Raw genomic sequence first — 13611 nt, forward strand, 5'->3', positions numbered from 1 at the left:
CTCAGCGGATCCCGAGGCTCTCGATCAGCGCACCCATACCGCTGCCGGGGTCGCGCTCGAGGAGTCCGCACACCGCTCCAGGACGGACATGGGTGCAGTCATCGGCGGCGCACCTCTTCTCCAGTCCCCGGGCGCGGTTGGCGGCGGTGACAATGTGCGGAGCCAGGTCGGCCGCTCGCGCCTGGGTAATGCGCTTGTCGCGGCCGTATCTGGCCCAGGCCTCCTGCTGGTTCAGCCGTCTGACCAACTCCTGGCTCGACCCGTTCTGCGACACGTCGTATGCGGCGAAGTGGAGATACAGCCAGAACTCGAACGAGGGATGGGAGAAGGCCACCCGGACCTTGGGGGCTTTCCGCGCCAGGCGTTCGAGCGCCCGAGGGATGCCGACGTGCTGGTCGCGATCGTAGATGGCCCAGATCTCGGTGTACTGGTCGTCATCCGATTCGGCGACCCGGACCGCGAAGTCGGCCACCTGTTCCGGCGTCATGTCGTCACGCCGGGACCCGGGTGAGGGCATGTCGATCCGGAACGAACACGCGGCCCCGTGGAGGTTCTGCAAAAGCGTCAGATAGTCGTATTCGGTGACCCGTCCCTCGCACACGGCGAAGAACACCCGGTCTGCCACTCGTAACCGCCTGCCAGCAGTGAGGCTGGAGCCACGCCGATGCTTGCGATCCGTTCTGTCAGGACTCAACGGCGGCCTCGGTGAGTCCCCGCGCAAGCTCACCGGGTGTGACCCGGGGCGTGCCGCCATAACGGCCTGTGAGGTAGCCGCGTTCGAGGTTCTCGTCCTTGCGCGGGGGCGGCTCGAGCCCGGAGACGGGGTATAGCTTCGTGGCGCCCGAAGCGTCCTTCTCAGTCATCCAGACGGCATCGCGGTCGAGGATGCGGTCACCGCCGGGGAGCGGACGCAGAAGGGTCGCGTCGTGGGTCGTGAAGATCAGCTGAGCGCCCGCCCGGTTCGCCTCAGGGTCTTCAAACATCCGGATGATCTCGGCGACCATCACCGGATGAAGGCTGGCGTCAAGCTCGTCAACGACGAGAACCGCGCCATGGTCGAGGGCCCTGATGAGATGGCCAAGCAGGACGAACCAGGTCCGCGTTCCGAGTGATTCCTGATCAAACCGCAGTGGCTTACCGGCATGGAGGAACCGGATCTCACCCTCCTCAAGTGCGTGCGAGTCGAAGCCAGTGATCCCCTGGTCAGCGATGGTCAGCAGCCGGGTGACTCGATCGCGGTAGGACCTGTCTCGGACCAACCTGCCTGGGTGCACCAATGATCGACGTTTAAGATTCCTCGATTGTCGTGCCGGACTCAGCACTCTGAGATCGACCCGGAACCAGTCGAACACCGGCATCAACTGCTCGCTGTTCCATTCCGCAGCGACTGCAAGGAACAGCGCATCGGGGCGGGTCTTGCGTACGAGATCCTGCCTGTCCCCTTTAAGAGAACCGGGAAACTGGAACTCATCTTCGGCGCGGTCGAACCATACCTGCCGCCGACCGCGCGGATACGCATGCAGCCACTCTCCCCTCACCCGATCGTCATCGATCTCGAATCCGTAGGTGTAGCGGATGCCGCCGATCTCCAGATCCACCTCGAAGTAGGACGGCGTAGCAGCGATGGAGTCATCGAGTGCAAACGCGACCCGCCGATCCAATTCGGTCTCGTTGAACCAGGACACGCTCTCCAGCACCGCTTGCCGCATGAGTTCGAGCCCACTAAGGACGTTGGTCTTCCCGGAGGCATTCGCGCCGTAAATGGCGACCACGGGCAACGCAGCTAGCGACTTTCCCGAATCTCGAATCGCAAGCGGGCGCGCAGATCCACCGTTCAGATCGGTGGCGATCAGCGAGAGCTGCTGTTCGTCACGTAGCGACAGCACATTGGCCAGCCGGAAGCTGAGCAGCACGACAGGCACCTCCCCGACGAAAGAATAGCCTTCTCATGTGATATTCCCGCACGAGAAGGCCTGAAATCATCGCCTGAGCCGCTCCACCAGTTCGCTCAGGCTGTCGATGATCATGTCGGCCTTGGCGGCGTCGTCGCGGCGGGCGTGCAGGAAGCCCCACGGCCCGCGGCGCAGCAGGGCCGTCTTCATCCCCGCCGCCAGCGCCGGAAGGACGTCGTTGTCGACGCGGTCGCCGACGTAGAGGATCTCCTCCGGGGCGTGGCCGGTGACCGCAAGGACCTTGGTGAAGAACTCGGGGTCGGGCTTGGAGACGCCCCAGCCGGCGCTGGTGTAGATGCCGTCGTTGGGCAGGTCCATCGCGGCGAGCTGGGCGTAGGCCTGGATGGGCTGGTTGCCCGCGATGACGACCTGGTAGCCCGCGTCGCGCATCGCCGCCAGCGACGAACGAACGTCAGGGTAGAGGTCGTCGGCATCGAAGTTCTCCCTGAGGCCGTCGGGGTCGTCCTTCTCCCAGGCTGCGAGTTCGGCGGCGAAGTCGAAGTCGGGGCGGACGAGCTCGAAGGCCGCACGGTAGGAGCCGTTGGTGGCGGCCATGGCTCCCAGCGCGCCCATCAGGGTCATCGGGGTGACGCCGAGGCGGATGGCCCAGCGCCACCAGATGCGCGACTCGTCGATCAAGGTCTCGCCGACGTCGAGCACCACGGAGCGGATCGTCATAGCTGGGCCATCGCCTTTCTGATGCGTTTTTCCGACACCGGGGTCGGGGTGCCGAGTGTCTGGGCGAAGAAGCTCACCCGCAGTTCCTCCAGCATCCAGCGGATCTCCCCCACCGCCGCCGCGTTCCGCCGTGCCGGGGGCAGGCCCGCCACCAGATCCCGGTAGTCGTCTTCCAGGTCGTGGACCTGATGCATCAGAGCCCTGTCCCGGTGGACGTCGTCCGCCAGCTTCTCCAGGCGGCGTTCGATCGCCCGCAGGTAGCGGTGGAGGTCGGGAAGCCGCCGGTAGGTCGTCTCCGTCACGAAGCCCGTGTGGATCAGCGCTTTGAGCTGGTCTTCGATGTCGGCGACGATGTCGGGCGGACCCGACAGCCTGTTCTGGACGGTATGCCAGACCCCCAGCACCTTCTCGACCCGGGTCACCGTTTCCCACGTCACGGAGTAGAGGTCGGACCTGACCTGGTCGAGCAGGGCCGTGAAGGAGAGCTCATCCCACACCGGGCCCTTGGCGTCGGCGATGAGCTTGTCGGCCGCGCAGGCGACGCAGTCGTCGAACAGCGCCGGCGCGCCCCCGTGAGGGCTCCGCGACAGCGACAGTTTCTCCGACGTCGACAGGCCGCGCAGGATCTGCTTCGCCGGTGAGACCACGTTCAGCAGGACCAGGCGCCGGGTCCCGGTCCACATCGCGCGTTCCTGTTCCTCCGCGGTCTCGTACATGCGGACGGAGACCGAAGTCCCGTGGTCGGTCAGGGCCGGGTAGGCCTTGAGGCGGCCCTGTTCGAAGACCTTCGGCAGCGTCCCGATGGTCCACTTCGTGATGCCCGCCTGTTCCAGGGTGTCGGCGGCCTCCGACAGGGTCTCGCGGATCTTGGGGGCCAGGCGCCGCTTGAGGCCCTGGAGGTCCTTGTCCTCGGCGACGGTGTGGCGTTTGTCGTCCACGACCCTGTATGTCACCCGGAGGTGGTCGGGCAGGTTGTCGAGGTTCCAGGCGTCCCGGGGCACCCGCACCCCGGTCTGGCGGAACAGCTCCCGCTCCACGGCGTCGAGCAGGGGCTCGCTGCCGGGCTGGACCTCGGCCAGCACCGCCTTCGCGTAGTTCGGGGCGGGGACGAAGTTGCGCCGGATGTGCTTGGGCAGCGACCGGATCAAGGCCGTCACCAGCTCTTCGCGCAGGCCCGGGATCTGCCAGTCGAGGCCCGTGTCGGTCACCTGGTTCAGGACCGACAGCGGCACGTGGACGGTCACGCCGTCGGCCTCGGTGCCCGGTTCGAACTGGTAGGTCAGCTTCATCCGGTGGCCGCCCTGCCGGACGGCGTCGGGGTAGTCGCGGGCCGAGACGCCGGAGTTCTCGTTGACCAGCATCTCTGGGGTGAAGGTCAGCGACTCCTTGTCGGGCTCCTTCTTCCACCACGAGTCGAAGTGGGCGCCCGAGACCACGTCTGACGGGATCCGCTGGTCGTAGAAGTCGAACAGGGTCTCGTCGTCGACCACGATGTCGCGGCGGCGGGCCTTCTCCTCCAGTTCGGCGGCCTCGGCGAGGAGTTTGCGGTTCTCGTGGAAGAAGCGGTGGTGGGTTCGCCAGTCGCCCTCGACCAGGGCGTTGCGGATGAACAGCTCGCGGGAGAGTTCGGGGTCGATGCGGCCGTAGTTGACCTTGCGTTCGGTCACGATCGGGACGCCGTACAGGGTGACCTTCTCCAAGGCCACCACGGCGGCCTGGTCCTTCTCCCAGTGCGGTTCGCTGTAGGTGCGTTTGACCAGGTGCTGGGCCAGCGGCTCGACCCAGGCCGGTTCGATCTTGGCGTTGACCCTCGCCCACAGGCGGGAGGTCTCCACCAGTTCGGCCGACATGACCCACTGCGGCTGCTGCCTCGCGAGGGCGGAGCCGGGGAAGATGGCGAAGCGGGCGTTGCGGGCGCCGATGTATTCGGTCATCGGGCGGCGGCCGCCGGGCTGGTCCTTCTTGGCGACGTCCTTCACGCCGATGTGGGACAGCAGACCGGCCAGCAGCGACAGGTGGACGCGCTGCGGGTCGGCGTCGGCGGTGTTGAGGACGACGCCCAGGGTGCGGGCGACCGAGCGGAGCTGGGAGTCGATGTCCTGCCATTCGCGGACGCGCAGGTAGTTCAGATACTCCGCCTTGCACAGCCGGCGGAACGCGCTCGATGACAGTTCCTTCTGCTGTTCGCGCAGGTAGCGCCACAGGTTCAGGTAGGTCATGAAGTCGGATTCCTTGTCGGCGAACCGACGGTGCTTCTCGTCGGCGGCCTGCTGTTTCTCGGCCGGTCTCTCGCGCGGGTCCTGGATCGACAGCGCGGCGGCGATGATCATCACTTCGCGGGCGCAGCCGTTGGTCTGGGCCTCCAGGACCATGCGGGCCAGGCGGGGGTCGACCGGGAGCTGGGCGAGTTTGCGGCCCGTCGCGGTCAGGCCTGAGTCGTCGAGGGCGCCGAGTTCCTGGAGCAGGTTCACGCCGTCTTTGATCTGGCGCTGGTCGGGCGGTTCGACGAACGGGAAGGCGGCGATGTCGCCGAGGCCCAGGCTCGTCATCTGGAGGATGACGCTGGCCAGGTTGGTGCGCAGGATCTCGGGGTCGGTGAACTCCGGCCGTCCGATGAAATCCTCTTCGCTGTAGAGGCGGATGCAGATTCCGTCGCTCGTACGACCACACCGCCCCTTCCGCTGATTGGCCGACGCCTGGGAGATCGGTTCGATCGGCAGGCGCTGCACCTTCAGGCGGTGGCTGTAGCGGGAGATGCGGGCGGAGCCGGGGTCGATGACGTATTTGATGCCGGGAACCGTCAGCGAGGTCTCGGCGACGTTGGTCGACAGCACGATCCGGCGGCGCGTGTGCTGCTGGAAGACCAGGTGCTGCTCGGCGGCCGACAGGCGGGCGTAGAGGGGCAGCACCTCCTCGCGGCGGCCCTTCAGGGCGTCGGCGGTGTCGCGGATCTCACGTTCGCCGCTGAGGAACACCAGGATGTCGCCCGGCCCTTCCCTGACCAGTTCGTCGACGGCCTCGACGATGGCCTGGATCTGGTCGTCCTGCTCGTCTTCGATCGGGCGGTAGCGGACCTCGACCGGGTAGGTGCGGCCGCTGACCTCGACGATCGGGGCGTCGTTGAAATGACGCGAGAAGCGTTCGGGGTCGATGGTGGCCGAGGTGATGATGACCTTGAGGTCGGGGCGCTTCGGCAGCAGCTGTTTCAGGTAGCCGAGGATGAAGTCGATGTTGAGGCTGCGCTCGTGGGCCTCGTCGATGATGAGGGTGTCGTACTGGCTGAGGAAGCGGTCGGTCTGCATCTCGGCCAGCAGGATGCCGTCGGTCATCAGTTTGACCAGCGTGTTGTCGCTCGACTTGTCGGTGAACCTGACCTTGTAGCCGACCGCCTCGCCCAGTTCGATCTTGAGCTCTTCGGCGATGCGCTCGGCGACGGTGCGGGCGGCGAGGCGGCGGGGCTGGGTGTGGCCGATCTGGCCCTGCACGCCCCGCCCGAGTTCGAGGCAGATCTTGGGGAGCTGGGTGGTCTTGCCCGAACCCGTCTCCCCCGCGACGATCACGACCTGGTGGTCGCGGACGGCTTCGAGCAGGTCGTCCCTGCGCTGGCTGACGGGCAGCTGCGCGGGGTAGGTGATCGGCGGCAGCGCCGCCCGGCGGGCGGCCACCCGTGTTTCGGCGGCCTCGACCTCGCCGGACAGCTCGGTGAGAATCTTCTGGCGGGCCTTGGGGTCGCGTACCTTGCGCACGCCGTCGACGCGGCGGCGCAACCGGCGCTGGTCGCGCAACATGAGGCCGGACAGGCGGGTCTGGAGATCGGAGAGCGTGTTCATCCCATCTTTAAGGATAGGCAGCGCGCCCAGGCCTCCGGCCACTGGTTTTAGCCGGCGTACTTGTACCCCACGTTCCGGACCGTGACAATGCGGGTCGCATGGCGGCCCAGCTTGCGTCGCAGTCTCAGGATGTGGACGTCGACCGTCCGCGCCCCCGCGTCGTCATAGCGGTCCCAGACGGCGGCGAGGAGCTGGCGGCGGTTGTAGACCCGGCCCGGAGCCGCGGCCAGATAGTCGAGGAGCTCGAACTCGCGGTAGGTCAGGTCGATCTCCTCGCCGTCGGCGACGACGGTGCGGCTGTCGCGGTCGATCTGGACCTCTCGCTGGGTCTGGGACTGCGGAACCTTACCCGTCGCACCGACGAGGTAGCCGACGACGACGAGCGACGCGCCCGTCTCGGGGACGGGGATGACACCCAGCACGGCGCCTTCGCCGGGTTCGGCTCCGGCTCCTGCGAGGTCGCGCTGGCGAGCCATGAGATCGATGACAGTCGCATGGGTCATGGTCGTCCCCTTTCCTAGTAGTTGAGGGAAACAATACCACCTATACAAGTAGGAATTAAGGGTTAAGACTGACCGTCTTTCTATGGGGTAGCACGGGGCCCGTGAAGACGATCGCTGTAGTCGCGCATCAGAAGAAGACGCTCGGCGGGGGTCTCGACCGGCTCCGGTCGCTGCTGGCCGAGCACCACGACGGTGAACTGCTCTGGTACGAGGTCCCGAAGAGCAAGAAGGCGCCCAAGGCGGCCAAGGAGGCTCTCAAGAAGGGAGCCGAACTGGTCTTCGTGTGGGGCGGCGACGGGACCGTGCAGCGCTGCGTCGACGTGCTGGCCGGTTCGAAGGCGGAGGTCGCCATCCTGCCCGCCGGGACGGCCAACCTGCTCGCCCACAATCTGGGCGTGCCCGCCGACCTCGACGAGGCCGTCCGGATCGGGTTCCACGGGCGGCGCGAGCGGCTCGACCTCGGCAAGCTCAACGGGGAGCACTTCGCCGTGATGGCCGGGGCCGGGTTCGACGCCGAGATGATCGCGGACGCCGACCGGGGCCTCAAGGAGCGGATGGGCAAGCTCGCCTACTGGTGGACGGGGCTGCGGCACGCCGGTTCCAGCGTCGTGGCGACCACCGTCGACCTCGACGGCGAGCGCTGGTTCGAGGGCGACGCGAGCTGCGTGCTGTTCGGGAACGTCGGTACGGTCGGCGGCGGCATCGAGGCGTTCGACGACGCCAAGCCCGACGACGGGTGGCTGGAGGTCGGCGTGTCCACGGCCAAGGGGCCGATCGAGTGGGCCAGGACCCTCAGCCAGATGTCGTCGGGGAGGTCGGACGAGTCGCCGTTCCTCCGGATCACCCGGGCCAAGAAGGTGACGGTCCGGTTCGCGGTGCCGACCACGTACGAGATGGACGGCGGCGCCCGGGGCAAGGCGCTCAAACTCAAGGTGAAGATCGTCCCCAAGGCGATCACCTTCTGCGTCCCGGACGCGGCCCCCTTCGCGAAGAGCGCCTGACGGAACAAGGTCCCGGCCGATTCCACCGGCCGGGACCTGGGGTAATAAGGGACCGGCCGGTTCCGTCCGGCCGGATCCCGGGGTCAGCCCCGCATGCGCCGCGAGGTGGCGGACGTCCGCCGCGACGGCGTCGCCGCCCGGCGCGTGGTGCCGCCCGCCGACTTGGTGGTGCGGCGCGCGGTCGAACGCGTGGTGCCGCCGTTCCCCGAGGCCCCGGTCGAGCGGGTCGTGCCCGTGCGCGAACGGGAGGTCGTCCCCGTCGAACGGGAGGTGGTTCCCGTCGAACGGCTCGCGGGGGTCTTGGAGGCTCCGTTCGAGCGGGCCGCCGAGGTCCGCGAGGTCCCGGTCGAACGGGCCGCCGACGTCTTGGCAGTCCCGTTCGAACGCGCGGCCGAGGTCCGAGAAGTACCGGTCGAGCGAGCCGCCGCGGTCCGCGAGGTACCCGTCGAGCGGGCCGTCGAAGTCCGGGAGGTCCCGGTCGAGCGAGCCGCCGGAGTCCGCGTGGTTCCCGTCGAGCGGGCGCCGGTGGTGCGCGACGTGGTCGAACGGCCGGCGGTCGAACGGCTCGCCGGCGTTCGCGAGGTGCCCGTCGAGCGGGCGCCGGTGGTGCGCGACGTGGTCGTGCGGCCGGTCGTGCTCCTCGACGTACCGGTGGAAGCCGCCTTGCGCCCACCCGTGGCGGTCGTCCGGGACGAACTGCGGTTCGGGGTGGTCTTCGTGGTGGCCCTGCGTGCGGCGCTGCGGGTGGCGCCCGTGGTGGCGCGGGCGGTGCGGGGCCTCGACGAGGCGGCAGTGGTGCGGCGCGCGCCGGTGCGGGAAGTGGTGCGGGACGACGGCATCGCCATCATCTCCGCGGCCAGGGCGCCGCCGATGATGCCCGCCTCGTTCAGCAGCTTGGCCGGGACGACCTTGGTACGCAGGTCGACCATCGGCATGAACTTGTCGCTCTTCTTGCTGATTCCGCCGCCGACGACCATCAGGGCGGGGCTGAAGAGCATTTCCATGTGGCGCAGGTACTGGCCGATGCGCTTGGCGTATTTGTCCCATGACATGTCGCGTTTGTCGCGGGCGGCGTCGGACGCCCTCGACTCGGCTTCCTTACCCTTGAGTTCGATATGACCGAACTCGGTGTTGGGCACCAGCTTGCCGCCCATGAAGAGCGCACTGCCGATGCCGGTGCCGATGGTGAGGACCAGGACGACGCCCTGGTTGTTCTTTCCGGCGCCGAAGGCCATCTCCGCCATGCCGGCGGCGTCGGCGTCGTTGATGACCATGACGCTCTTGAGCTTCTTGCCGAAGAGCTTCTGCGCGTTGACGCCGATCCACGACTTGTCGACGTTCGCGGCCGAGCGGATCTCTCCGTCGACCACCACCCCCGGGAAGGTGACGCCTACCGGGCCGGTCCACTTGAAGTGGTCGACGAGCTGGGACACGACCTCCGCGATCGCCTTCGGCGTGGCCGGCTGCGGGGTCGGAATTCGGAGGCGCTCCGCCATGAGTTCGCCCGTTTTCGTGTCAACGGGCGCTCCCTTGATTCCGGAGCCGCCGATGTCGATGCCGAGAACGTTCATACTCGGAGCGTTACCCGGAAGTAACACCCTCATTCCCCCATACCAGCGCCTCCGGCTCGGGTAACGGACGCCACGCGGTCGGTCGCGTCCGGTTTCGCGGAAAAACGCGGGACGTGATTTTCTCGCTGAGCACGAGGTTTCCGATGACCACGCGGTTGGTCGCTCCACCTTCCCCCGGGGCGCGCGCCTCCCGTGCATGGTCGGCCGATTCCGGGAACGGGCTTGACCATCCCAAGAGAGAACCGCCGGGCGCCGACCCGGCGGTTCTCCCAGCGGTTCTCCTGATGGAGGCGTTAGACGTACACCCCGAACTCCCAGAGCGAGTAGCCCCACGGTGTGCCGCGCTGCGTCATCTCCACGCGGACGTATCGGGCGGTCGCCGTCAGGTTCAGGCTGTCGAAGCCGCCGTCACCCGTCGTGGTCGCGAACGACTCGGTCCACGTGGTTCCGTTGGTGCTGGTCAGGATCTTGTACGACTTCCCGAACGCCCCTTCCCAGCCCAGCTGCACGTGCTTGACCGCCTGGTTGGAACCCAGGTCGACCTGGATCCACTGCGGGTCGGCCCACTCGCTGGCCCAGCGCGAGGTGTAGCTGCCGTCGGTCGCCCGCGCGGGGTTGAACGGGCCGCCGTCGCCGGTCGCCTGGAAGGTCGACGCGGTGGTGGTCTTGCCGACGGCCACGTTGGTGCCGGGAGCCGTCGGCGGCGTGACGCGGAACGACTTCGTCTCGATGCCGACGTTGCCGTGGCCGTCGTAGGCGTAGACGTAGACCTTCCAGACGCCCATGGCCTGCGGCGCCGTCACCGAGAAGCGGCCCGGGGCCGTCTCGGTGAAGCGCACGTGGTCGAAGCCGCGGTTCCCGTTGACGTGCTTGTTGGAGAACATCAGGTTGTAGCGGATCAGGTCGCCGTTCGGGTCGGTCGTGCCGGTCTCCACGACGAACTGCGAGCCCGCAGGGACGGCCGTCTGGTTCTGGACCGTCATGGAGTTGATCTCCGGCGGGGTGTTCGCCGACGCGGTGCCGGTGTAGGCCCGCTTCAGCGAGTGGTAGCCGTGCCTGCGCCAGCCGCCCGTGTAGGTGTTGAGCCAGACGCCGCCGAAGTCGTTCTCCAGGCCGTAGTGGAACTGGGTGGCGCCCAGCGCCACGCCCGTGTGGTTGTGGATGGCGTCGTAGCTGGCGGTGTACATGTCGCGCTTCTGCAGGTCGGTCGGCTCGGTCGGCACCCCGTTGACGTCGTTGGGCACCTCCCACTCGCCGTCGGGGCCCGCCTCGGTGACGATGTAGGGCTTGGTGTAGTTGCCGGCGATCCAGTCGGTGCGGACCGTGTGGATCGCGCCGTAGGAGTTGACCGCCAGCAGGTCGAGGGCGGGCGAGTGGGCCTTGTAGTAGGTCCAGGCGAAGGTGTAGGCGTCCGTCGAGGTCACCGGGTGGTTGGGGTCGGCGGCCTTGATGGCCACGGCCACCTCGTTGACGAACTGGGCGTAGGCGATCCGGCGCGCCTCGACCGTGGCGGCCGGGAGCCCGTGGTCCTGCATGGTGAGGATGACCTCGTTGCCGACGTCCCACATCAAGACGCCCTGGCGGCCCTTCAGCGCGTTCACCCGGGCCACGATCTCGGCCTTCACGGCGGTCTTGTACGCCGTGTCGTTCACGTAGTCGGTCCCCTGGTTGAGCCAGTGGCCGACGATCACCTTCATGCCGTGCTGGGCGGCCTTGTCGAGCAGGGCCGGGGTGGCGTCGTCCACGCCCCAGATGCGGATCGTGTTGACGCCCATGTTCTTCAGGTCACGGATGTAGCCGTCGGCGGCGCCCTGCGGCGGGCCGTACGTGATGCCCTTGACCTCCCACGGCTGGCCGTTCACCTGGAGCTGCCAGTTGCCCTGGGTGCCGGTGACGCGGACGACCGAGGGCCCGGCCGGGGTGGCGGGGTCGGTCAGCGGCGCGGGGTTGCCGCCGGTCTGGCGGGCGACCTGGACCCAGTCGACGCTCAGCACGCCCCCCGGCGTGGTCGCGGCCGTCGGGGTCGTCTGACCGGCCAGCGCGTTCGGCAGCGAGCCGCCGATGGCCAGGTCGAGGCGCAGGTAGAAGCCATGGTGAATGGCCGCCTGCCAGGCCGCCACGCCGACCTGGGACTCCCTGATGACCCAGGTCTGCCGGCCGTCGAGGTAGAACCTGATCTCCTCGTCGGACTTGGTGCGGTCGATGATCTGCGTGTACTCGTGGTAGCCGGTCTGGCATCCCGTACACGAGGCGAAACCGCTGGTCCGGCCGTCGTACTCGTTGCAGACGCCCTGCGGCGCGGTGCCGCAGTGGAGGGTCTGGGCGAGCTGGCTACGGCCGTTGACGTTGGTCATGATGTCGGTCTCGCCGACACCGGGCCAGTTGGTGTAGCTGCCACGGTAGGCGGCTCCGGTGGCACGGAAGCCGGGCCAGTAGCCGAGGGCGCCCGCGACGTCGGGCTGCTTGAGCCGGGCGCTGAACCGCAGCATCGAGCCGGGCTGCGGGGCGAAGTCGGTGCGCTGGGTCTCGACGCGACCGGAGGTCCAGGCTCCCGCCCCGTCCCTGAGCGCCTTGATCTCCAGGAAGCCCTGGCCGTTGAGGGCGACGTTCGCCGTGGAGGCGCTCATCGTCTCGACCTCGCCGGTGCCCCAGTTGGCGGCGCCGCCGGGGTACTGGGTGCCGGTGCGCAGGAGCCAGTTGGCCGCCGACGGTGAGGTGCCGGTGGCGCCGGTGAAGTCGTCACGCCAGACCTCGGTCCAGTCGCCGGGCTCGGGCTCCTCCGGTTCCTGGGTTCCGCCGCCCGAGTAGACGGCCATCTCCCAGAGGCTGTAGCCCCAGCCGGAGTTGCGGGCGGTGCCGTGCATGCGGATGTAGCGTCCGGTCCCGCTGACGTTGACGGTCTGGGTGCCGCCGGTGCCTGTCGTGGTGCTGTGGAGGTCGGTCCAGGTCGAGCCGTTGGTGCTCGACTGGATCTTGTACGCGGTCGCGTACGCCCCCTCCCAGGTCAGCACCACCTTGCAGACCGGCAGCGCCGAACCCAGGTCGACCTGGAGCCACTGCGGGTCGCTGTAGGCGCTGGACCAGCGGGTGGCCGCCGAGCCGTCGAACGCGGCGCTCGCGGGGGTGCCGGCGTTCTCCAGGCTGGAGGCCGTCGCGGTCTTGCCCTGGGCGACGTTGGCCGTGCCGCAGGTGCCGCCCGGGTCGGTGGTCCCACCGGGGCCGAAGACCTGGAACTCCCAGAGCGAGTAGCCGTAGCCGGTGCCGCGCTGGGTGCCGTGGAGGCGGACGTACCGCCCCGAACCCGTCACGGGCAGCGTCTGCACGCCTCCCGTTCCGGTCGTGGTCGAGTAGATGTTGGTCCAGGTCGTGCCGTTGTCGCTGGTCTGGATGGTGAAGGCGCGGCCGTAGGCGGACTCCCAGTGGAGGACGACCTGGTTGATCTGCTTGGTGGAGCCGAGGTCGGCCTGGATCCACTGCGGGTCGCTGAAGTTGGACGCCCAGCGGGTGGTCAGGTCGCCGTCGAAGGCGGCGCCGGGGACGAAGGCTCCGCCCTCGGAGGAGGAGGCGGTGGCGGGCTTGCCCTGCGAGATCGGCGGGTCGGCGGCCGCCGCCGGCGGGGTGACGGCCAGCCCGGTCGCGAGGAGCGCGACCAGAGTGGCGATGAACAGACCTAAGCGGGACACGGCCGCTCCTTGGGGGGTGAAGGGGCTTCACGGTTGGAGAGCGCTCTCCAAATCAAGAGACTCGCTTGGGCGGCTGACAGGTGTCAAGGGCCCAATCCCCCTCGGGGAAACACCCCGGAAACACCTGGAGGGCCCGAAGGGGTGGATAGACGCAGGTGGAGAGCGCTCTCCACCTGCTTGGACCGATACCGGAAACATCCGCATTGACCAGCAGTAATTCCGAATCTGACGACGCCCGGACCGGTTCCGGGCTGTCAAGTGCCCGGCGGGAATCGGGGGTGAAACTGCAGGCCGTTACCACGACGTCATGAAACGTAATGAAATATCGCCTTTTCCTTGACCCCTCCAAAAACGCGTCCATAGCCTCACAGGAGGGCGTAGTGGGAGCGCTCC

General features: G+C 68.0%; 8 protein-coding genes. 1 reads left to right on the plus strand and 7 read right to left on the minus strand.

The features are described from left to right. Window position 1: 1 nt before the first annotated feature. The 5 genes from AW272_RS14340 to AW272_RS45565 form a co-directional block, all read right to left on the minus strand. Window positions 2-625 (minus strand): RloB family protein, encoded by a 624-nt coding sequence (locus tag AW272_RS14340; RefSeq protein WP_066364499.1) that lies wholly within the window; start codon window positions 623-625, stop codon window positions 2-4. Between the two features lie 58 nt (window positions 626-683). Next, on the minus strand, window positions 684-1913 hold the full coding sequence (locus tag AW272_RS14345) for an AAA family ATPase (protein ID WP_066364500.1): 1230 nt from the start codon (window positions 1911-1913) through the stop codon (window positions 684-686). A 66-nt stretch (window positions 1914-1979) separates the two neighbouring features. Beyond that, the gene (locus AW272_RS14350) at window positions 1980-2630 is read right to left on the minus strand and encodes an HAD family hydrolase (RefSeq protein ID WP_066364501.1); all 651 of its coding nucleotides are present in this window, start codon (window positions 2628-2630) and stop codon (window positions 1980-1982) included. Beyond that, window positions 2627-6460, minus strand: a complete 3834-nt coding sequence (gene hrpA, locus AW272_RS14355) for an ATP-dependent RNA helicase HrpA (protein WP_066364503.1) — start codon at window positions 6458-6460, stop codon at window positions 2627-2629. Before hrpA ends, AW272_RS14350 begins: the two co-directional genes overlap by 4 nt. A 47-nt stretch (window positions 6461-6507) precedes the next feature. Then, the gene (locus AW272_RS45565; protein ID WP_218010888.1) at window positions 6508-6963 is read right to left on the minus strand and encodes a winged helix-turn-helix domain-containing protein; all 456 of its coding nucleotides are present in this window, start codon (window positions 6961-6963) and stop codon (window positions 6508-6510) included. Window positions 6964-7064: 101 nt separating this feature from the next. Here AW272_RS45565 and AW272_RS14365 point away from each other — a divergent pair, with 101 nt between their 5' ends. Then, on the plus strand, window positions 7065-7964 hold the full coding sequence (locus AW272_RS14365) for a diacylglycerol/lipid kinase family protein (protein ID WP_066364505.1): 900 nt from the start codon (window positions 7065-7067) through the stop codon (window positions 7962-7964). Between the two features lie 83 nt (window positions 7965-8047). On the opposite strand, the gene ppgK is transcribed toward AW272_RS14365, so the two are convergent. Beyond that, window positions 8048-9535, minus strand: coding sequence for a polyphosphate--glucose phosphotransferase (gene ppgK, locus AW272_RS46010; protein ID WP_066364507.1), 1488 nt, complete (start codon window positions 9533-9535; stop codon window positions 8048-8050). A gap of 293 nt (window positions 9536-9828) precedes the next feature. Further along, a complete protein-coding gene (locus tag AW272_RS14375) occupies window positions 9829-13218 on the minus strand; it encodes a discoidin domain-containing protein (protein WP_066364508.1) in 3390 nt (1129 codons plus the stop codon). Between the last annotated feature and the right edge of the window lie 393 nt (window positions 13219-13611).

The sequence above is a fragment of the Herbidospora mongoliensis genome, assembly GCF_001570545.1.
Classification (GTDB): domain Bacteria; phylum Actinomycetota; class Actinomycetes; order Streptosporangiales; family Streptosporangiaceae; genus Herbidospora; species Herbidospora mongoliensis.

Excerpts from the sequence above, each read along its gene's own strand:
- AW272_RS45565 (WP_218010888.1), bottom strand. The coding sequence starts at position 6,963 with ATGACCCATGCGACTGTCATCGATCTCATGGCTCGCCAGCGCGACCTC.
- ppgK (WP_066364507.1), bottom strand. The coding sequence starts at position 9,535 with ATGAACGTTCTCGGCATCGACATCGGCGGCTCCGGAATCAAGGGAGCG.
- AW272_RS14350 (WP_066364501.1), bottom strand. The coding sequence starts at position 2,630 with ATGACGATCCGCTCCGTGGTGCTCGACGTCGGCGAGACCTTGATCGAC.
- hrpA (WP_066364503.1), bottom strand. The coding sequence starts at position 6,460 with ATGAACACGCTCTCCGATCTCCAGACCCGCCTGTCCGGCCTCATGTTG.